At 42.4% G+C, this 21,464-nt stretch carries 17 protein-coding genes; 10 read left to right on the top strand and 7 right to left on the bottom strand.

The features are described from left to right. Positions 1–11: 11 nt before the first annotated feature. The gene (gene tesA, locus R7190_RS12790) at positions 12–614 is read right to left on the bottom strand and encodes a multifunctional acyl-CoA thioesterase I/protease I/lysophospholipase L1 (protein ID WP_005376324.1); all 603 of its coding nucleotides are present in this window, start codon (positions 612–614) and stop codon (positions 12–14) included. Here tesA and R7190_RS12785 point away from each other — a divergent pair. The 3 genes from R7190_RS12785 to R7190_RS12775 all read left to right on the top strand — a co-directional run bounded on the left by R7190_RS12785 (position 613) and on the right by R7190_RS12775 (position 5,553). Beyond that, positions 613–1,305 (top strand): ABC transporter ATP-binding protein, encoded by a 693-nt coding sequence (locus R7190_RS12785; RefSeq protein ID WP_047101137.1) that lies wholly within the window; start codon positions 613–615, stop codon positions 1,303–1,305. The genes tesA and R7190_RS12785 overlap by 2 nt on opposite strands. Continuing rightward, positions 1,305–3,761, top strand: coding sequence for an ABC transporter permease (locus tag R7190_RS12780; RefSeq protein ID WP_318137549.1), 2,457 nt, complete (start codon positions 1,305–1,307; stop codon positions 3,759–3,761). Before R7190_RS12785 ends, R7190_RS12780 begins: the two co-directional genes overlap by 1 nt. 352 nt (positions 3,762–4,113) lie before the next feature. Next, positions 4,114–5,553, top strand: coding sequence for an FAD-dependent oxidoreductase (locus tag R7190_RS12775; protein WP_186585312.1), 1,440 nt, complete (start codon positions 4,114–4,116; stop codon positions 5,551–5,553). Positions 5,554–5,581: 28 nt separating this feature from the next. On the opposite strand, the gene R7190_RS12770 is transcribed toward R7190_RS12775, so the two are convergent. From R7190_RS12770 to R7190_RS12760, 3 genes are read right to left on the bottom strand one after another with little or no spacing between them, the layout of a single operon-like run. Continuing rightward, on the bottom strand, positions 5,582–6,517 hold the full coding sequence (locus tag R7190_RS12770) for a biotin-dependent carboxyltransferase family protein (protein ID WP_186585311.1): 936 nt from the start codon (positions 6,515–6,517) through the stop codon (positions 5,582–5,584). Next, positions 6,514–7,197 carry a 5-oxoprolinase subunit B family protein gene (locus R7190_RS12765; RefSeq protein ID WP_005386313.1) on the bottom strand — a complete coding sequence of 228 codons (684 nt, stop codon included), beginning with the start codon at positions 7,195–7,197 and terminating at the stop codon, positions 6,514–6,516. The genes R7190_RS12770 and R7190_RS12765 overlap by 4 nt, the downstream gene beginning before the upstream one ends. Continuing rightward, positions 7,197–7,952 (bottom strand): 5-oxoprolinase subunit PxpA, encoded by a 756-nt coding sequence (locus tag R7190_RS12760; RefSeq protein WP_186585310.1) that lies wholly within the window; start codon positions 7,950–7,952, stop codon positions 7,197–7,199. Before R7190_RS12760 ends, R7190_RS12765 begins: the two co-directional genes overlap by 1 nt. A gap of 319 nt (positions 7,953–8,271) precedes the next feature. Between R7190_RS12760 and R7190_RS12755 the strand changes: the two genes are divergently transcribed. Next, on the top strand, positions 8,272–10,230 hold the full coding sequence (locus R7190_RS12755) for a diguanylate cyclase domain-containing protein (RefSeq protein ID WP_186585309.1): 1,959 nt from the start codon (positions 8,272–8,274) through the stop codon (positions 10,228–10,230). Positions 10,231–10,284: 54 nt separating this feature from the next. Next, positions 10,285–11,301 carry a UDP-glucose 4-epimerase GalE gene (galE, locus tag R7190_RS12750; RefSeq protein WP_005386320.1) on the top strand — a complete coding sequence of 339 codons (1,017 nt, stop codon included), beginning with the start codon at positions 10,285–10,287 and terminating at the stop codon, positions 11,299–11,301. Between the two features lie 334 nt (positions 11,302–11,635). On the opposite strand, the gene R7190_RS12745 is transcribed toward galE, so the two are convergent. Beyond that, positions 11,636–13,774, bottom strand: coding sequence for a TonB-dependent hemoglobin/transferrin/lactoferrin family receptor (locus R7190_RS12745; protein ID WP_053303617.1), 2,139 nt, complete (start codon positions 13,772–13,774; stop codon positions 11,636–11,638). A gap of 231 nt (positions 13,775–14,005) precedes the next feature. Between R7190_RS12745 and R7190_RS12740 the strand changes: the two genes are divergently transcribed. Then, positions 14,006–14,893 carry a LysR family transcriptional regulator gene (locus tag R7190_RS12740; protein WP_017634152.1) on the top strand — a complete coding sequence of 296 codons (888 nt, stop codon included), beginning with the start codon at positions 14,006–14,008 and terminating at the stop codon, positions 14,891–14,893. A 77-nt stretch (positions 14,894–14,970) separates the two neighbouring features. Here R7190_RS12740 and R7190_RS12735 read toward each other — a convergent pair whose 3' ends face one another. Continuing rightward, complete coding sequence (locus R7190_RS12735) at positions 14,971–17,604, bottom strand: bifunctional acetate--CoA ligase family protein/GNAT family N-acetyltransferase (RefSeq protein WP_186585306.1); 2,634 nt, start codon at positions 17,602–17,604, stop codon at positions 14,971–14,973. 236 nt (positions 17,605–17,840) lie between these two features. Between R7190_RS12735 and R7190_RS12730 the strand changes: the two genes are divergently transcribed. The 4 genes from R7190_RS12730 (at position 17,841) to yciH (ending at position 20,377) form a co-directional block, all read left to right on the top strand. Continuing rightward, positions 17,841–18,410 (top strand): SPOR domain-containing protein, encoded by a 570-nt coding sequence (locus R7190_RS12730; protein WP_005390018.1) that lies wholly within the window; start codon positions 17,841–17,843, stop codon positions 18,408–18,410. 149 nt (positions 18,411–18,559) lie between these two features. Then, the gene (locus R7190_RS12725; RefSeq protein ID WP_025767772.1) at positions 18,560–19,549 is read left to right on the top strand and encodes a D-alanine--D-alanine ligase; all 990 of its coding nucleotides are present in this window, start codon (positions 18,560–18,562) and stop codon (positions 19,547–19,549) included. Positions 19,550–19,677: 128 nt separating this feature from the next. Next, entirely contained in the window at positions 19,678–20,064 is a 387-nt protein-coding gene (locus R7190_RS12720; RefSeq protein ID WP_005376294.1) for a DUF3319 domain-containing protein, read from the top strand. Position 20,065: 1 nt separating this feature from the next. Continuing rightward, on the top strand, positions 20,066–20,377 hold the full coding sequence (gene yciH, locus R7190_RS12715) for a stress response translation initiation inhibitor YciH (protein WP_005376292.1): 312 nt from the start codon (positions 20,066–20,068) through the stop codon (positions 20,375–20,377). A gap of 687 nt (positions 20,378–21,064) precedes the next feature. Here yciH and R7190_RS12710 read toward each other — a convergent pair. Beyond that, positions 21,065–21,415: a hypothetical protein gene (locus R7190_RS12710; RefSeq protein WP_132936447.1), complete on the bottom strand. Its 351-nt coding sequence runs from the start codon at positions 21,413–21,415 to the stop codon at positions 21,065–21,067. Positions 21,416–21,464: the final 49 nt, after the last annotated feature.

The following is a 21,464-nucleotide window of genomic DNA, read 5'->3' as shown; positions in this document are numbered from 1 at the left end:
GACCATTAAAATTAGAGATGTTTAATTAATTCTTGAGCAACGAAATCAGCGATCCAAGGTTGTGCATCTGGTTTTGGGTGAAGGCCATCATCCATCATCCATTCTGGTTTGGTGACAACATGCTCTAAGAAGAATGGCATCAAGGCAACTTGTTGATGCTGTGCAAGCTTAGGGTAGATATCGTAAAACATATCGCTATAGCGCTTACCATAATTAGGCGGAACCCGAATTTGCATCATGACAACGTCCGCACCAGAATCTTTTATCATGGTAATCATTTTTGAAAGATTCGACGTAATAAGTTTAGGAGGGAAACCTCTTAGGCCATCGTTGGCACCTAACTCAATAAGTACCATGTCAGGGCTATGCTGAGTTAGCAACTGAGGTAACCGTGCTAAGCCATTGCCAGTGGTATCGCCAGAAATGCTGGCATTAATAACTGTTACATCTTGACCATGTTCTGACAACGCATCAGGGAGTAAGCTAGGCCAACTCTCTTCGATCGGCATCTGATAGCCTGCACTCAAGCTATCACCCAAGACAAGTAGCTTTTCGCTCGCATGTGCAGTAGCGGAAAAACAAAAAAATAGAACTAAGGAAAGTATACGAATCATGCAAACACCTGTACTTAATGCACCTATTGTTCAAGCCAATTTGGTTTCTAAACAAGTCTCTACTAATCAAGAACAATTAACAATCCTCAAAGACGTAAATGTTGACATCCGAAAAGGAGAAAAAATCGCCATCGTCGGAACTTCCGGTGCAGGTAAGTCAACATTGATGACGTTGCTAGCTGGTCTTGATACGCCGACATCAGGCGAAATTACTTTATTAGGTCATGAATTATCAAAACTGGACGATGAAGCACGTGCGAAAATTCGGGCTGACTCTTTAGGTTTCGTTTTCCAAAGTTTCCTGTTAATCCCGAGTTTGAGTGCATTACGTAATGTCACGCTTCCTTGTCTTTTACGTGGTGAAGCCGAAGATGAAGCAAGAGCAGCGGAATTGTTAGCTGCTGTTGGATTGGAAAAACGTGTCGATCATCTACCAAGCCAGTTATCTGGTGGTGAACAACAGCGAGTTGCGCTAGCGCGTGCATTTATGACACAGCCTGAGCTGTTGTTCGCAGACGAGCCTACCGGCAATCTTGACCATCAAACCGCAGACAAAGTGATTGAGCTGCTATTCGATCTTAATGAACAGCATGGGACAACTCTGATTTTAGTAACACACGATGGTCATCTAGCAAGCCGATGTGACCGTATTTATCGTATGGAGGCGGGTGAGCTTAAGGAGGAGATGTAATGTCTGCAGTATCATCAAGTGAAGCAACATCCACAGAGCAAAACAGTACAACACAGCACTCGCCGAATAAAAGTTTGATACGTTGGAGTTTCGGCGAAATAAGGCAGGGGAACCTTTGGCCTATTAGCGTTGCTCTTATTCTCGTGATTGCGAGTATCTTTGCGCTTTCTGCATTAGCAGAACGAATGGAGCAGGTGATCGTCAAGCAAGGGAAGGATGCATTAACGGCAGATGCGGTGTTTGTGTCTGCTAATCCCATTCCGGACACGTTGTTAGCCTCGACTGAAAGCCTTGAACGTTCGACGATGACACGCTTTGCCACTATGGCATTTAGCGATAATGGTATGCAGCTTATTTCTGTAAGGGCGGTGGATGATAATTACCCTTTAATGGGAGAGCTCGTTCTTGAAAATAATCCAGCCGGTCGCGTTAAAGAGAACCAACTCTGGCTTGATGAGCGGATTATGACTCAACTAAGCATAAAGTCAGGTGACAGTGTCACGATAGGCGATGCCGAGTTTACTGTATCAGGCGCAGTATTGATGGAACCAGGCTTGAGCTTTAATCCATTTCAGCAAATGCCTTCTGCATACATTCATCAAAGTGACGTAGATAAAACAGGAGCAATTCAAGTTGGGAGTCGAGTTCAATACCGTCTATTTTTACAAGCCGATGATAAAACACTAAAGAGCTTACAAGATGATACGCAGCTTTCTCCGAGCGATCGCTGGCGCACGCAAGATACTGCCAGTCGTAGTAATGAGGTTTTTGAACGCACGACGCAGTATCTGTCGTTGACAGTAGCAATTGTCATCATTATGGCGGCGACAACCTTGGTTCTTACTTGTCAAAATTACGTGAACAGCCGGACACAAACTATCGCGATGTTGAAAAGTCTTGGTGCGAGCCGCCGATGGATTGAAAAGTGGTTATTTATTCAAGTCACAATCCTTCTCATTAGTGCCAGTGTCGTCGGTCTATTGTTAGGGAGCGGGCTGGAATATTTATTACGCATTCCACTCAAAGACTTATTACCCGAGCCACTCCCTAGTTACGGCGTCACACCATTGTTGGTGGCATTTATCTCAGCAGTCTTGATTACGGTGCCTGCTCTCGGTATACCATTGTTAGGCTTGATTAAAACTCCCGCGTTAGAAGTGCTACAGCAGGGTAAAGCGCAACGTTCTTGGAAGCGAAGTTTACTTGTTCTAGTTCCCGTTGTTCCACTGCTTTTACTGTATGCAGATAACACCTTAGTTTGGATCGTGCTCACTGGTATAGCGGTACTGTTTGTGGTACTCGCAGCAGTTAGCGTCACACTCACAAAGCTGTTTGCACGTGTGTCAACCCATCCTGCAATGAAGCTTGCGTTGAGTCGTATCAACCGGACGCCAGTAACCAGCGGCCTACAGTTTGGTGCTTTGGCATTATCTTTGATGTTGCTGTCTATCATTTGGCTTGTGCGCAGCGATATTCTCGCGGATTGGGAGAGAACCTTACCTGCAGACGCGCCAAATGTGTTCGCTTTGAACATTGGTGATTATGAGCTCGATAACTACCTAGAAACCCTAGATAAAAATGGAGTTACGCGGTCACAAGCTTATCCAATAATTCGTGGACGACTAACAGAGATTAACGGTCAAAACGTCAAAGAGATTGATTACGAAGGAGAAGGTTCTGACGCGATACGTCGAGAGCTAAACCTGACATGGGGAGATACCCTACCAGAATATAATGATGTGCTTTCGGGTGAATGGACAAACAAAGGGAGTGTATCTGTAGAAGCGGATGTAGCAAATGACTTAGGCATAAAACTCGGTGATACGCTGCGCTTTGTAATAAACAGCCAGAATTACGATACAGTAGTAGATACCATCCGTTATGTCGAATGGCGTGACATGAAGCCTAACTTTTATTTTATTTTCTCATCTGACGTGATGGCTAATTTACCTGGTTCTTACCTCATCAGTTATAGGATTGAAGAAGGAAATGAAGCGTTGTTGACGTCAATGTCACGTGCTCACCCAACGGTCTCTGTTTTAGATATCCGAACTATGGGCGAGAAAATTCAGGCTTTGATTCAGCAAATCGTATCAGCAATCACCATCCTTGCTCTTTTAGGCGTTGTTGCTGGTCTGCTGCTCATCTTTACGCTACTGAGGTTAAGCTTGTCCCAACGCCAACAAGAGATTCGTTTGTATCGCACATTAGGTTCAAGTAAGAAACGGATCAACACAACCCTGTGGGCCGAGTACGGAATTATGGCGTTGATTGCTAGTGGTGTTGCGGTATTCGCTGCGGAAGTTTGTGTGGCCGCAGTCATGACATATGGATTCGATCTCAATGCACAAATTCACCCCGAATTGTGGATAGCTTTACCGCTTGCAACATTTGTTACGTTGGCACTTGTAGTGATGAGTTTGTTGAAAAGATTGTTAACGCCAGTAAACACTTAATCGCAGCGAGTGTTATCAAGTTTGGAACACTCCATGACACTTTTATTTTAGTTATCCACAAAAACAGTGGATAACTTTTGGGATAACTAAATGGGGTAAAAAGTGGGGTGTTTCTGCAGGCTTTGCGCCATGGGTCTTACAGTGAAATTCTTATTCACATAGACACAAAAAAGTGTCTTCTTAACCATGTCGTCAAGTACTTTTTCGCAAATTTTTTCTACTTTAATGCACTTTACAGGCGCTGTTGGATATTTCGCAAACCCATGAACTTTTTGTGATTTTAATCAAGTCCAAACACGAGTAGAATTCACCGTTAGTAAAGAATTTTCCTTATAAAATTTTTAGTGAAGCAATGAAGTCTGAGTTTCCAAGTTATAAAGATAAGCATATCGCTGTTGTTGGTGGCGGTGTAGCAGGTGCAACAGCAGCAATTCATTTTGCGGAGCTGGGTTTTAAAGTTTCCGTAATAGAGAAGGGCGTATCACTAGTAAATGGTCCACCCATTTGTCATTTGCATGCTGGTGGTAATTTATATCGAGAGATTTCCGAGCGACAATGCTTAGACTTGTTAGCACAATCTATTGATACTGTTCGCCTGTATCCGCTTTCACTGAATATTCGTCCGACAATCATCGCGGTTCCTCATTCCGATGGTGGAGACCCATCCACACTAATTCCGCGATTAGAGGTTGTGAAAAGTGCTTATCAAACGCTCGTTGATAAAGATGAGAGTAATAAAGTGCTCGGCGAACCAAGCGAATACTACAAACTGTATTCAAAAGCGGAGCTAGAAGCTCTCGCGCAACGTACTCAACCAAGTCATCCTACAAACTTCGATGAGTGGTGTATTCCTTTTGCTCAACATGCTGATCTTGAAGCGCTAAAGTATCCTGTTGTCGCAGTTCAAGAATATGGTTGGAGTGTTTTTCGCCTCGCTGCAATTGCCAACTTAACACTAGATACGCTTCCTAATGCTTCGGTCTTCACACAAGCAACGTTTAAGCAAGCCGATTGGATGGGGGAACACTGGCAACTTGGCTATGAACGTGAAGGTATCGATTACCTTATGACATGCGACTACTTGGTTAACGCGTGTGGCTTTGAAACAGGCTCAATTGACAACACAGTTGGTGCCAAGCGAGACAGGTTGGTGGAGTTTAAAGCCGCTTACGTTACGAGGTGGGCAGACTGTCAACAACAATGGCCAGAAGTTATTTTTCATGGCCCGCGTGGAACCGATAAAGGAATGGCTCAATTGACGCCTTATGGCGATGGTTACTTTCAACTTCATGGTATGACAAAAGGAATCACGCTGTTTGAAGATGGTTTAGTGGAGAGCACGAACTCATCTGCTCAACCTGAACTGCCTATGCCTTTACTCTCGAAGATCCGTAACGGCTGGAGAGAAGAAGTGTTAGAAGAGCGAACGAACAACGCCATCAAACACATGGCACAGTTCATTCCCGACTATCACTCTGCTGTAAAAGGAGGAAAAGCATTATTTGGCGCTCAGCAAATTCCCGGCACAGATCCAGTACTCAGAGCGGCAGATGTGACTTTTGAAGATAACCACTACGCGAGAATAGAGGTGGTAAAAGCGTCATCGACACTACTCGCAGCGCAAAAAATGCTTCAATTCTGGTTTGACATCGATCCTAACCAAAATGTGGAAACACAGCATCCGGTCGCTGTAAAGTGGTCTGAACAAGAGGTCGAGCAGTACGCGATTAAACTCACTCAAGAGCGAGGCTATCCACAAGCTTTAGCAGTGCGTTATGGTATGCCTGCATAATCGGCTGTGTTTGGGCTCAGTGGTTGTATTAATACCCAAAAAACTGAGCCCATTGGCACCATACTTCTTGCAAGCCTAGTCTATCTCCTTTCACAAAATTGACTTTTTGTCCGGGTTTCGCCTGTGCCAGTCTAGGTAAGTCAATACGAGCTACGCAGCCAAATTTAGGATACCCGCCAATAGTCTGGTGATCGTTGAGCAGCACAATAGGGTTACCATCGCTAGGTACTTGAATTGAACCTAATGCAATTCCCTCTGATAGGACGCCTTCGTAAGGTGGATGAATGTTATTGCCCTCAAGACGGTAGCCCATGCGATTCGAATTGGGGGAGATGATGAATGCTTTGTTGTAAAATGCTTGGCGAGTGTCTTCATCAAAGTCCTCGTTCTGATAGCCTTCAATCACTCTCAACTTAATGGGTAAGTTGTAATCTGGCTTAAAGCGAAACGTCATTTGCCTTGGTTTACGTTTCGGTAAGTTATGAGGGACAAAGGGAAGAATATCGCCAGCTTTCAAAGCGCCACCATTTGAATCATAACCACCTAGAGATTCTCGCAAGACGGTCGATGCGCTTCCTAAGTGCTGAGCAACATTGAACCCACCTTTAACCGCTAGGTAGGAGCGAAGTCCATTCCTTGCGACTCCGAACTGAAGCTTCTGTCCTTTTTTCAACGTAAAGTCAGACCAATTTGAAATAGGTTCACCATCTATTTTTGCATTTAAATCACCGCCACATATAGCAAGGTGGCAGTTATGCAATGCAATAAAACAAGCGTTACCCAGAGTAATTTCAATTGCAACGCAATTGACTACGTTACCAAGCAAATGGTTGGCCCAACTGTAAGCATAGTCGTCGACCGGGCCACCTTGAGTCACACCGACATGCGCTAAGCCAAAACGACCAAAGTCTTGAACTAAAGAGAGCGGTCCTGGCTTTTCCACCAGTAATCCACCGTAACTCATAGTACGCCTCCTAAATCGATAAACTCTTGTTTTGAAATAGCATTAAAGGTGACCTTGTCACCCACTTCAAACGGTATAAAAGGAGGAGAGTCGGAGAAGAGCGCAAGCGGGCTTTTACCAATAATGTTCCATCCGCCAGGACTATCTGATGGATAGACGGCCGTTTTAGAGTCTGCGATTCCTACACTTCCGGCCGGCACTTGAGTTCTTGGTGTGGCAAGCCTTGCCATGTGCAATTGAGTATCAACGTCAGAGAGAAATGCAAAGCCTGGAGCAAAGCCAATTGCAGAAACCGCGTACTCGGTTTTCGTATGCAGGGTAATAAGATCGTCTAATGACAGACCTCGCTTTTGAAAACGAGATAGATCTAACGCGGTTTCTTCAGAGTAATATACAGGGATAGTAATGTGATTCGGCTGGGAAAGCTTAAGTGATTGAGTATCAAACTGGCTCACGATTTGTTGCAGCTCATTGACTAAGTTCTTTTCGTTGATTCGAAAAGGTAAGTAATCAATGAGAATAGTTTGATAGGAGGGGACAACGTTCATAACAATTGAAGCGAAAGTTTCTCTTATGCTGCGAGCAAGCTCTCCGACTGCATTTTCAGAAATACTCTCATCAAACTTAATGAAAATACTGCACTCGGAGATCAAAGAGATATTAAATTTCTCTTTATGCATTAATTTCCTCCAGCGTATAGGCTTTGGCGGATCTTTTGGATCAGCGCGATCGACTCTTCATTGTCACCATGAACACAAATTGTGTCGGCTTCCAATAATATGTAACCGCCTGAAGCGGTTTTGACACGCCCAGAGTCAGCTAAGGTCCGGACTTGCTCAAGTATCGCGTGCTCGCTTTTTAACACGGCATTGTGCTGTGTTCTAGGAGTCAGTAAGCCGTCATCTTGGTATAAACGATCTGCAAATGCTTCAAATAGCAAGGGAACATCATAATCGTCTGCGATTTCTAAGTATTTTTCGTTTTCCTGTGAAGCTAGGATCATTAACGGTACTTTGAACAGTGCTGCCGCCTTTACTACCGCTCTAAATATCGCATCACTTTTCATCATGTCGTTGTATAGAGCGCCATGAGGTTTTATGTAACTGATGTTTGTGTATTGCGCCCGGCATAATGCTTGTAAAGCACCAACCTGATATATAACCATGTTCGTAATTTCATCACCCGTCATGCTTATGCTTCGTCTGCCAAAGCCTTGTAGGTCGGCGTAACCTGGATGTGCGCCAATATCAACATCGTTGTCATTCGCTAGGGTGATAGTGTCGTGCATGACATTAGGGTCGGAGGCATGAAAACCACACGCGATGTTCGCCATATCAACATGGGGCATCACGTCTTCATCTGCGCCCATACTCCAAGAGCCAAAGCTCTCGCCCATATCACAGTTCAATGTAAGTTGCTGTTTATTCAATGTCATACGTTTTATTTCTACACAAGCAAGGGGTTTACGATGCAGGAAAATGCATCTAGGTTCAGTGACTCACTTCATTCTTCTATCATGAAAACGAAGCTTTTTGAGCAGATAGCTGACGAAAAAGATCACGTTAGTCCATAAAGATGTTGCCGTTATTTGAGTTGATCCGAATTTTAAGGTATTTCGTTTCTTTTCCATCCAATTTTTGAGAATTTAAGGTTATTTTGCATTAGCATCGTGTTAATCTTGTCGCCCTTCATGGGTGATAGATTGCATAATGGTTCTTCTGTCATTTTTGTGGTTGTCTGCGACAGGAATATATATGTCATTACGAGCGAAGCTTATTTGGCCTCTTCTGGTCTTTTTAACGGCTATCTTTGTTATCTCAAAAGGTTACACCTCGTATACTGTATACCAATCGTCTAAGCATGAACTGGTCGAGCAGACAAGAAAGCTGATTAACAATGTTTCTTTCTCAATTAAAGATGCGCTGACAACAAAGGACAAGCAAAAAGCTCAAACTATTCTCGCCAACTTTTTAAACCAGCCAAATGTAACGCGGGTCAAACTTTATGACCAAGATGACCAACCATTCGCTGTTATGGAGATAAGTGGGGCACTAGCACCCGTTCCAAGTCAAACCGAAAGAAGTAGGTTGCACGCTCTAGGCTATGCCTTATCAACCAAATTTCTTTATGTTCTAGAGCCGATTATCCATGATGGCTATGTCATTGGTAGCATGAGAGTTACGCTTTCTCATCGCCCAATTGTAGAAGCCATACAATCTTTACTTCAAGATGGCGCTTTACTTCTTCTGTTTCTGATCGCTGGTGGCACTGTTTTTTACATAAGTATCGAGAGGCTTGTTCTCAAGCCCGTTATGGAGCTTAGCCGCGTAATAGAGAATGTGACACACGGACGAAGCACGGAAAATCAAGCACGCTATTACGCCAACGATGAAATTGGAGAGCTCGCGAGATCTTTCAATCAAATGATGAACAGGTTAACAGTACGTGAGAAGCAGCGGCAACATTCACTAGACACACTAGAACAAAAGCGCGCATTTTCAGAAGAGGTTATCGAATCTGTTCAGCATGCATTAGTTATTACCGACAATTCCGGACGTGTTATTCATTGTAATACGGCGACCCAGCAAATATTTCAAAAAAAATTAGATGAGCTTAAATACGCCAATATTCGTGATCTAATTAAAACCAAAACACCGAATGAGCTGAGTCAGATCCTGAGTCGAGGCCTAGAGTGCGATGATATTCACCTCAAAAATGCAGATAACGAACAGCAGTTGAGCCTAACCAGTCGTCGCCTCTCGACACATGAATACTTACTGTTTTCGATTCAAGATATCACCGAAATTGAAGAAGCCATAAACCGGCAACGTGTTGCGGGACGCGTTTTTGAAAGCAGCCAAGATGGTCTCATTGTTCTTAATCATCGCGGTGTCATTACGATGGCAAACCCTGCCGTCACTAAGTTAGTCGGCTTAGAGGTGGATCAGCTTATTGGGAAGTCATTCATCCAAACGCTAAAGTGGCGCAAGTTACAGGAAATGATGCCTAGTATCATCGAGTCGATAGAAAATTATGGCGTTTGGCAAGGTGAAGTTATCGAGAAGAACCATATTGGTCAGTTTGTACCGATGTTTGCTCGAGTCAATCGTATCGTTAAGTGTGAAGACTATGGTTTCTATGATCTGGTTATTGTTCTTACCGACCTTTCCGGCGCAAAAGAGATGGAACGATTGGAGCATTTAGCTCATCACGATGCTTTAACGGGGTTAGCAAATCGATCTAAGTTCCATTTAGAGTTGGAACAACTAGTACAACGCTCTGGATACTTGCGTGACGAATTTGCAGTTTTGTACCTCGATCTGGATGGATTTAAAGAAGTTAACGATACCTACGGTCATGATGCAGGTGATGAAGTTTTGAAAAAAGTTTCCGAGCGTCTAACATCTGCGACGAGACATAGTGATTTAATCGCAAGACTTTCTGGTGATGAATTTGTCATGTTGGTTAATCCCGCCAATCAAAAAGTGGTCACCCGAATAGCAGAACAGTTGCTCGAGAGCATATGTGCTCCAATTGAGTACAAAGGTCACTTACTCAAAGTTGGCGTTAGTATCGGCGTAAAATTAGTCGGCGTAAATGAGCGCGATGCTACTCGAGTTTTAAAAAGTGCGGATACGGCAATGTATCAAGCAAAGAAAGCCGGGAAAGGCCAAGCAATATTAATGGGATGCGAATTACAAGAGACAGTTTAAATCGTAACGTCAAAGCTTTAAACTAACCCGATTCGCGTCAGAAGGAATAATAAAATGAAAGTACTCGTTACGGGTGGTATGGGTTATATCGGTAGTCATACGTGTATTCAAATGATCGAAGCTGGCATGACGCCAGTAATTCTAGACAACCTGTACAACAGTAAATCTACGGTATTAGATCGAATTGAAAAGGTATGTGGTGTAAAGCCAACCTTCATTCAAGCCGATATCAGAGACAAATTAGCGATGGTAGAAGCACTAAAGTCGCACAATATTGAAGCTGTTATCCATTTTGCAGGTTTAAAGGCCGTCGGTGAGTCTGTAGCAAAACCTCTAGAGTATTACGACAACAACGTTAATGGCACGTTAGTATTGGTTGATGCAATGCGTGAAGCCGGAGTTAAATCGTTGGTATTTAGTTCATCAGCGACTGTATACGGTGATCCTGCATCTGTACCCATCACTGAGGACTTTCCAACTAGCGCAACTAACCCATATGGGCGCAGCAAATTAATGGTAGAAGAGTGTTTAACCGACTTCCAAAATGCGAACCCTGACTGGAGCATTACACTTCTTCGTTACTTTAACCCGGTAGGTTCACATCCAACAGGCGAGCTAGGTGAAGATCCTCAAGGTATTCCCAACAACTTAATGCCGTTTGTTTCTCAAGTTGCGGTAGGGCGCAGAGAGTTCCTTTCTGTGTTTGGTAGTGATTATCCGACCAAAGATGGCACAGGCGTACGTGATTATATTCATGTAATGGACTTATCCGATGGTCACGTTGCTGCATTAGAAAAAGTAGGTAGCAAAGCTGGCCTTCATATCTATAACCTCGGTACTGGTAACGGCTACAGTGTACTGGACATGGTGAAAGCATTTGAAGCCGCAAGTGGTAAAGATGTCCCATACCAACTTGTTGAGCGTCGTCCAGGTGATATTGCAGAGTGTTGGGCGGATCCATCAAAAGCGATGAATGAGTTAGGTTGGAAAGCAACTCGTACTCTAGAAGAAATGACTGGCGATACATGGCGCTGGCAGTCTACTAACCCTCAAGGTTATCCAGATGCCTAATCTTTAATTTACATAATAGTAACAAAAAGGCGCATAATTGCGTCTTTTTTGATCCAAATCGGAAAAAATCGTAAATTACTGGTTAAAAGGTAGCAAGTATATATAGAGCTGTTAAACTATGCCCGACTCTTAATTTGGGTTATAAATTTTCTCGTAGCTATTGGGGTAGTTCATGGAACTCGGTCTGATCATCACTTTCATCATTGCAGCAGCAGTAATGGTGAAAAAAGAGATGGCAAAACAGTAAACTTTCATTTTTCATACTTTTCTTTACATTTTTGAAATGAAAGCCATAAAAAAGCCAGCATTACGCTGGCTTTTGTGTTTTTAAGGTTTAGAACTCGTATTTAACACTAATGTTGTAATTACGCTCAGCTTGCGTTTTGTCTCGACTTAACTCAGTCTTACCGCGAACATCGTTCCAAAGATGGTATTCTTCATTCGTTAGATTCATAACACCAGCACGAATGGTTATATCTTTCATTGGTTTGTAGTACGCCGTTAAGTCAACGACTGTCGCAGACGGCAAAGCAACTTGGTCTTTGATTCCGCCTTTATCACCATCAGAGTTGATATCACTGTTCGATTTCTTAGCCGTGTAGTTTACTTTTAGGCTTGTCCCCCAAAGTGCATTTGGTGAATCGTAATTTACAGCAGCTACGGCATTCCATGGGTTTACACTGTTCAAAGGATTACCATCACCATCTTCACCTTCTGTGTATGCTGCAACAAAGCGAGTTGTCACGCCTGATGGAAGACCAGCAATGGCATGCCAATCAAGACGGTTAGAGAGCTCAACCCCTTTAATGTTTGCTTCACTAATATTGATATTTGTGAATTCAGTTAAACCACCATTGTTTGATGACGTTTGCTCAATAAAGTCACTGTAATCACTGTAGTAGAACGCTACTTCAGTTGCAGACGCTGCAGTGTTATGACGGTAACCAAGTTCATAAGACAAACTCTTTTCAGATCCCAAATTTGGGTTAGGGCGGTTGGTATAGCCATGAGCCGGATTATCGTAGGTGTAGTAAAGCTCGTCGAACGATGGCGCTCGGAACCCTTGGCTCACTTGCGCGAAGATCGTGCCAGGTTGCGATACAGAGTAAGTTGCTCCTAAACGACCAGTTAATGCAGAGTCGCTAAACTTCTCGAATGACTCTTCAGAAGTATTTGAAGGATTAGTAGAGAAGTAATCGTAACGCACACCTGGAGTCAGAATTAGCTTGTCATTAAGAAGCGAAATTTCATCTTGCAAGAATAAACCAAAGCTTTCTTCTTTTGCATCCGGTGTGTAAACGTAAACAGTATCTGGCGTGCCAGGATCGGAATTAAACTCGCGATTGGTATTACTGATGTCACTATGTTTGTACGATATTCCGTAAACAATATAGTGATTTTGAATCTCTTTATCTAACTGAGTTTCGAATTCAAATTTGTCTTCAGTATATTCGTAATCTTTTTTCTGTTGGTTGTCACCACTAGGCGGTACGTAAGGTGGGTAACCTGGGCTGGCTTCGATAAAGCGATTAGACACGCCGTTTTCTTCTTTACCAATCCATGTAAGCTTGGACGTGATCGTATCCGAGATAGCTGCATCTGCAAACCAAATGTGCTTGAGCCCAATGCGATTTTGCTTGGTTGTGTCTTCAGCGTTGAAGTTTTTGTAACTTTTATGTGCGATCTCTGAGTCAGTCTCGTTGTAAATAACTTCTCCCAAGAACTCCAAGCGATGAGCGTCATTCAATTGAGATTGAAGTTTTACCAATAGATCGTTTTTGTAATAATCTTGGTTGTCCACAGAATAGTTATCGTAAGGCGCCTTAGAGAAATTTTGTAGCTCTGCACCATCACGGCGTGTAAAGGCTATAAGTGCTTCTGTATTACCGAAACGCTTTGCTAAAGCTACATGCTCACTAAAAGAGTTATCTTCCGATGAATAAGAGAGTTTAGCTTGACCACCAAAGTCTTTACCATCTTTGAGGAAATCCTTCGGATCTTTTGTTTCGAATGCGACAACACCGCCAATTGCATCACTACCATGTAGGCTAGAAGCTGCTCCTTTAACAATTTCGACACTCTTTAGCATATCGGGGTCGACAGTAACGGCACTAGAATTGATAAACGAATATGGTCCACCGCTGAATACACCTGGTTGAGATGCACCGTCTACTAAGATTTTAACTCGTTTACCTTCCATCCCGCGAATGTTAATACTTTGGACGCCTTGGCGTTGAGTGCCATTAACAGTAACACCTGGCGTATACTCGAATAGATCATTCAAGTCCTTTACCATGTTTTCTTCGATGTCTTTCTCTGATACAACAGCAACAGAAGCAGCAACAGTGTTTATGGTTTGGTTGGTACGGGTGGCCGACACAACGACTTCTTCAAACTTAGAAGCTTCTTCCGCATAAGCAGTATGGGAAAGGGCAACTAAAATGGAGGCTGACAAAATTGATTTTTTATACATTGGCTTCAATACCTTAGATCCATAATAGGTAACAACACGCGGATATTAATGGATCTAAATGGTAATTACTATCATTACCATTGTCATTTATTGATTTGTATTGAATCTTCTTCTTAGGCTATGAGCATTCCTAGTCTTTAGTTATCAATATGTTATATTATTTGTCGTTAGTTCTTGATAAGTTCATCCAAATACAACGAATGTGATGAATATCACATTAAGAGAGGCCATGTGCAGAGTCCAATTACGTTAGAAGCACTCCATATTCTAGATGCTATTGATCGAAGAGGGAGTTTTGCTGCTGCTGCGAATGAGTTAGACAGAGCCCCGTCATCGCTGAGCTATCAAATCCAGAAACTCGAGCAAGACTTAGACATTATTATCTTCGATCGCTCTGGTCACAAAGCCCATTTTACTGAAGCAGGTAAGCTTATTCTTGAAAGAGGAAGAGCCATTTTACAAGCCAGTGAAAAGTTAGTGAACGATGCAACGTTATTGGCGAATGGCTGGGAACTGGATATTACCATTGCCTTCGATGGCATTATTCCTATATCCAACTTTTTCCCGATGGTTGATGCGCTGGCCGAGGTCAGCTCAACTCGAGTCAGGCTGCAAGAGGAGATTCTGGCTGGTAGCTGGGAGTCGTTGAATACGGGGAGAGCTGATTTACTGATTTGCCCATCACTGGATACGCTTCCTCAAGAAGTTAAGTCAGAAAAAATTGGTAAAATGAGTATGTATTGGGTAGCTTCCGCTGATCACTATGTTCACAAGCGTAGTGGTAAGTTTGATGAAGCAGCGCGAGAAAAGTATCGGATTATTGCTATTGCAGATACCGCACGTGAGCAACCAGCGCTCTCAATTAATATCATTCAAAAACAGCCTCGCTTGACCGTCACCAACTTTACGGCAAAAGTAGAAGCGCTAACTGCAGGTTTAGGCATTGGTACATTACCAAGCCAAATTGCACAACCTCTTATTGATAGTGGTGTATTGAAACGAATCGAAGGCACTGAAGAACAGCCGATGGATATTATTTTGGCATGGCGCCGGAACACTATGGGTGAGGCAAAATCCTGGTGTATTCAGTACTTAAAAAAGAATTGGAAACTAAAGTAACAACGTAACTTTTACTTCTTAGATTCCCATTGATTATCGAATGTAAGAAGTAAAAGTCATCGCTAATGCTGCGCTTTTCAATTTAAAGGGAGCACCATATCTGCCGTACCGTCTGCAAACTGGACATCGATCTCAAACCCCAAGTTCTGAGCCAACATCAACATTCCTCTGTTTGTTGGCATGGTCATTCCAGACATTTGCTTTGTGCCTTTAATTTTGCAATAGCTGATTATTTTCTGCATCAGCACTTTGCCTAAACCTTTTCCTTTCAAATCTGAACGAACCAAAATAGCAAACTCAGCGTCACTATTGTCTGGTGTAATCAATGCGCGGGCTACCCCTATGATAGACGGTCCGTCAGTATTAAACGCTACCGCAACAAACGCCATTTCGCGGTCGTAGTCTATTTGAGTAAAGTTTGCCAAAGCCTCATGGTTGAACTCTCCAACTTCAGAAAAGAATCGCTTATAGAGATCTTCTTTCGATACGCTATTAATGAATTGAGCATGCAGCGGCTCATCCTCAGGCAAGATAGGGCGAAGCAGGATAGGTTGGCCATCTCGAAGCGTCACCGTTTCGACAAACTCTGCCGGGAAAGGGCGAATCGCTAGCCGTTTTTGGGCGTCTCCTTCGTACTTACACAGTGTGACATCTGCATCAAGGATAGTTAAATCGCTTCCGGACACTAGCACTGGATGGATATCCAGTTTTTGTATTTCTGGTAACTCAACTGCCATTTGGGAGATACGAACCAAGAACTTCGACAACTCAGTAATATCGAGCGCATCTTTGTGTTTCTGCAGGCGAATCTTTCCAGACTTTAGGGCAACAACGACAAGGTAGCGCGCAAGCGTCATGTTCAAAGGAGGAAGTGCAGCGACGGCATCTTGGGCGATATTCCACTCAGAGCCGCCTTGACCAAGCAAGATCACTGGTCCAAAGACTTTATCTACTGCAATACTAACCCGTAGCTCTTCAGCGCTGCCGAGCTTTGCCATCCCTTGTACCAACAGCCCATGTACATTGGCGGAAGGGTAACTGAGCTTTACGGTATCTAAAATGGATAGCGCTGCGTTGGAAACTTCTCGACTGTTTCTTAAATTTAGAGCGACACCGTGAACATCCGATTTATGAGGAATGTCTGGAGAACGTAATTTAACCGCAACAGGGTATCCAATATTTTCTGCCATATGAACAGCTTCAATGTCGTCAGATGCAATCCACGTAGGCAAAACGTTAAACCCGAACAGCTTAAATAATGGGCTGGTTTGATGCGTATCCAAGGTGACTGTGTTTTTATCCAGTAGTCGTTCGTTTACCCATTCTTTTGCTGAACTCACACTTCCAGAATGTAATGGCTCTGCCGTCGTTGGCGTTTCCATTAGTTGTTTCTGGTTTCGTCTGTATTCGACCAAGTGCATGTATGCTACAACCGAACTTTCAGGTGTTCTATAGGTTGGAATGCCTGCTTGAGTAAAGGCCAGTCGCGCTTCTCTCGACGTTTGTTCTCCTGACCAGTTGGTCAAGATATTAAAATGCTTATGCCGAGGGTGAGATTTGATGGCATTAATAACGACTTGAGCAGTTTCAAGAGGATCAGAAACAGCAGAAGGACTATGCATAATCAATATCGCATCTGCACAGTCGTTATTCATCAGCGCGTTAATGGTATCAATATAGCGTTTTTGGGTTGCGTCACCAGACAGATCAATTGGATTTCGAGCACGCCAGTTGGATGGAAGTACTGCTTGTAATTGCTCAATGGAAGCGTCATCAAGCGTTGCGAGTTGGCCACCACGTTCAATCAAAGTATCAACGGACATAACAGCAGGGCCGCCGCCATTGGTGATGATCGCTAAACGCTCTCCACGAAGTGGCACAGAATGCGTGAGTGTTTCTACCGCGGCAAAAAGCTCATGCGTATTGCTGACTCGTAACATACCAGTTCTGCGAATAGCAGAATCGTAAATTACGTCAAGTGTATCTCCGTCTTGCTGCTCAAAAGTATTCATCTCTTTAGAGCGGCCCGCTTTTAGCACCAATATACGTCGGTTACGTGAAGCGGCGCGCGCAGCAGACATAAATCGGCGAGCGTCTTGGATATTATCAACATAAAGCAGAATAGCTTCAGTGTTTCCATCCATACTCAAATAGTCGAGCAAATCTGCAAAATCGATATCTTGTCCGCGCCCAATCGAAATGAACGAAGAAAAACCAATGTTCTTATCATTTGCCCAGTCTAAAACCGTGGTACAAACCGCCGCGGATTGTGAGATGAAAGCAATTTTTCCGGGTTTAGCTGCAACAGGGGAAAACGTGCAGTTAAAATTGTGCCAAGGAAGGATGATACCTAAGCTGTTTGGGCCTAAGACTCGAATGTTCAATGATGAGATATCTAAAGGATTAGGGTCATCAGAGATAACAATCGCAAACGGTGTGCCTCTCTCATCTAGCTCTTTAAGCAATTGCTCGTTACGTGAAACGTTCGTACACAAAATTGCAATATCTGGCGTATAGGGCAGGGAAGCTACATCAGGGTAAGCGATCACGCCAGATACGGCTTTATATCGCGGCGTTACTGGCATAATCGCGCCACCAAATCCACTTTGTAGAAGGTTGCGTATCACAACATGTCCTGCTCGCAATGCTTTTTGAGATGCCCCAATAACGGCCACAGAGTTGGGTTTAAAGAGTTTATGTAATTTATTCATGCTGACTCCTGGCCGTTTGTAAGTCACGTTGGCTTCTCGGTTTCATATCAATCATAAACGAATAATTTACTGATAAAACATCTTCAGACCAGACATTGCAGAAAATGTGTACGATGCTTATGGAGTTTGTGTTATTCATCACATCAAAATCACAGATTATTGTATTTGATGCTTGATAAACGGCCCTGCTATCGGCATGATTTATCGTAATATTTATCCAGAGCATTTGTTACTTCATGAAAAAAATCGCAATCATCGGCTTGTCAGTTCTGCTTTCTGCTTGTGCATCTGAAACTTACATCACGGATGTGACCTCAGAAAGTTACCGAGAGGACTACAAATCAGATCGTATCTCTAAACCAATTATGGCGTCTGAAAACGCTGTAGTAGAAAAAGACGTACAACCAACTGTTGTGAAAATGACGGCAAAGCCTGAAGAGAAGAAAGTAGTCAAGCTAACGCCAAAAGAGCAGGCGAAGCCAGTTAAGATCGTACCACCAAGTAAAAAGCAAGCTGGCATTCAACGATTCGGCTATACCATTCAAGTCGCAGCTGTGGGTAGCCAAGCGAAAGTCGATCAGTTTGCAAATAAGCTGCCACAGAACGGTCAGCCAATTTGGGAAAACTACAAAGTTGTAAACGGTACTAAGTGGTTCTCAGTTTTGTACGGAGACTACGCAACAAGCGCAGAAGCCAAGCAAGCGATTTCGACTTTGCCAGCTCAATTTCAGCAGTTAAGGCCATTTGTTAAAAGCATTGATGCAATCAAAAACTCAGCTTACCCAACGCTTAACAAATTAAATTAACACATCAAATAAGGGAGCGAATAGCTCCCTTATTTATTTGCTCAAATCCTATTCGAACAACATTCCTCACATTAAAATTACTGTACGTCACACTTCAAAGGTTTATCATAATAAATAGTATCTTTTGTAGGTCACGGAAAGATGGATTCATGATTAAAAATATTCTTTTACTATGCGGCGGTGGCTCTTCTGAGCACGAGATTTCATTATTGTCTGCAAATTTTGTCGAACAACAACTAAACCTTATTGAAGACGTTCACGTTACACGCGTAGAAATAAAAAACGAAGGTTGGATGACCAACCAAGGTGAGTTGGTTTACTTGGATCTCAATACCAAGCAGTTGTGCTCAAGTGAATCTAATCAAACCATTGATTTCATCGTGCCTTGTATACATGGTTTTCCTGGCGAAACAGGCGACATTCAATCTCTGTTTGAAATCGCAGGTATTCCTTATCTTGGCTGCGGGCCAGAAGCGAGTAGCAATAGTTTCAATAAAATCACATCTAAGCTTTGGTACGACGCTATCGGCATACCCAATACGCCATACTTATTCTTAACGCGAAACGATGAAGAAGCTCACGTTCAAGCTCATAAAGCCTTTGAAAAGTGGGGAAAAGTTTTTGTTAAAGCCGCTCGCCAAGGCTCTTCCGTTGGCTGTTACAGTGTCACAAAAAAAGACAAGCTTTCTAATGCAGTAAATGATGCTTTTGGGTTTTCTGACCAAGTGTTGGTTGAGAAAGCAGTAAAACCTCGAGAACTTGAAGTTGCTGCATATGAGATGAATGGCCAACTACATATCACTAAGCCAGGCGAGGTCATCGCGCCTGATGGTGCTTTTTACTCGTACGATGAAAAGTACAGCAGTTCAAGTCACTCGCTCACAGAAGTTGAGGCGAAGAATCTAACTCAAATACAATTAGATTCCATCCAACACGCGTCTGAGACGGTATTTAAACAAATGAATCTTCGTCATTTATCTCGTATCGACTTTTTCCTAACGGAAGATGATGAGATTTACTTAAACGAAGTAAACACATTTCCAGGAATGACTCCGATCTCAATGTTCCCTAAAATGCTTCAAAACAACGGGCACAAATTTCATGAGTTCTTGGAAGATTGTATAAACAGTGCAAAGTGATTAACGTTATCGAGACGCGTTTTATGATACAAGTTGTTTTCTAGAGCAAGGTTTATTCAAGCCGTATTTGAATATTGCTCAGTAGCAATTATGATTATATCAACGCATTAAACAGATGACTCAGTGGTATGGCGATTTCAAATTATAGAGGTTTTAACCTGCAGTCAGTCGGATCAGATGGCAGTGTTTGGAAGGTTAAAATCAAGAACCACGTCTTACAGGGAAGTTTGACGGCGGTAAAGAAAAGCATTGATTGGTGGTGTGACACCGCATCGATTATTGATCCCAAAGAGTTTGCTTCACTCGGACAGAGAGTGCAGCAAACAGGTGTTGCAAAATCAGAGGTCTTTAACGGCTATACTATTCAAAATGATACAGGCCAACCTAACTCTTGGTACTGTATGTTTAATGGTAAACTGATTAAGGGCAGTAAAGCCGCTATTCAACGCCATATCGAAGCTTATTTGGTTGCAAAGCAAAAAGCGATGCAAGCTCAACAACAAAAGAAACAATAGAATGACTCTGGTATATTCAACAGAAACCGGTCGAATTAAACCGGAAGAAGAAAAAGTATCTCGCCCTAAAGGCGATGGTGTTGTTCGGATTCAGCGCCAAACGAAAGGCCGTAAAGGTAAAGGCGTATGCATTGTTACAGGTTTAGACTTGGATGATGCACCTTTAAAGTTATTAGCGGCAGAACTCAAAAAAGTCTGTGGCTGTGGTGGCTCTGTAAAAGATGGCAATATCGAGATTCAAGGTGATGCTAGAGACAAGATCAAGGCACATCTTGAAAAGAAAGGCATGACAGTCAAATTAGCCGGTGGCTAATTTAATATTTCCAGTAAACAAAAATGGCGTCTAAAGAAATAGACGCCATTTTTTATAAGTTGCTAATTGAAGAGCAAGCAATCGTAGATTGATAGATCGATATTAGCTATTTTATGGTAAATAACCATTATGTTTAATGCTCACCGTAAGGCCCTTAAATTTAAAATCTGCAGGGGAATAGGAGCATACTCAGACAACATTTAGCGTACGGCTATATGTGATTTAACATAATATACATAATGCGAACTTAAGAGTTAGAAGATTAGCATTGGTAAAGTCAGTTTAGTTACACTGTATTTGGCTTTTGCTTCCTTGCAAATTTCATCAGCTGTCTTGTATGGGCCATGAACTTCGATTCCACCACAGCGACCACTTGAACTGTATCTTTGGTTACGTCCGACACCATGCACGTTGGTTTTGCATCTTGCTCATTCGATATGAGTCAACATGGACACGCATTTGCTTAACCCAAACGTGTAAGTACTAGATTATCTTTATAGGAACAAGGAATCTAACAGGTGTAAACTCTCTACTTTTCAATCTATACCTAGATCTTTCTTCATATGCTCACTCAACTCGTTAGTGGTTCTTACATTAATCTTATGTTTGCAATGATGGATTCTCAACTCTTCACCAAATAATTTTACTAGTGATTTGGTATACAAAGCACTAATATTATTTATTATTCTATACAATGTATCTTTCTGATAAACAGATCTTTTCGAATTTTGTATTGCAGTCTTCATATTTAAATATCCTCACACGTTTAACTTTATAATTTAAAGTGTCAATTTCAACTTTTATTATTACTTTTTCCGATATGGAATGAGTCATTATCAATGATGCACAATCAAGAATTAAATCACCCGAATCCAACTTAGTAATTTCACGAGACAAATTTTTTATTTTTAAATCTTTATTTTTTATATTTAATCCGATTGATTTAATTTCTTCAGGATATCGGTTTAACTTAATATCCAATATGATTTTATTAAGATAGTAGTCTGCCTTTATTTCATGGCGGCTTTTAAATATCATTGTCCCCCTCCGATGATGCAAGTTATACTTTCCCACCAGTTAAAAGACA

The organism is Vibrio sp. 1078-1 (genome assembly GCF_033340475.1).
Note: the sequence above shows the minus strand (reverse complement) of the source record. Positions and strands in the feature narration are given on the sequence as shown.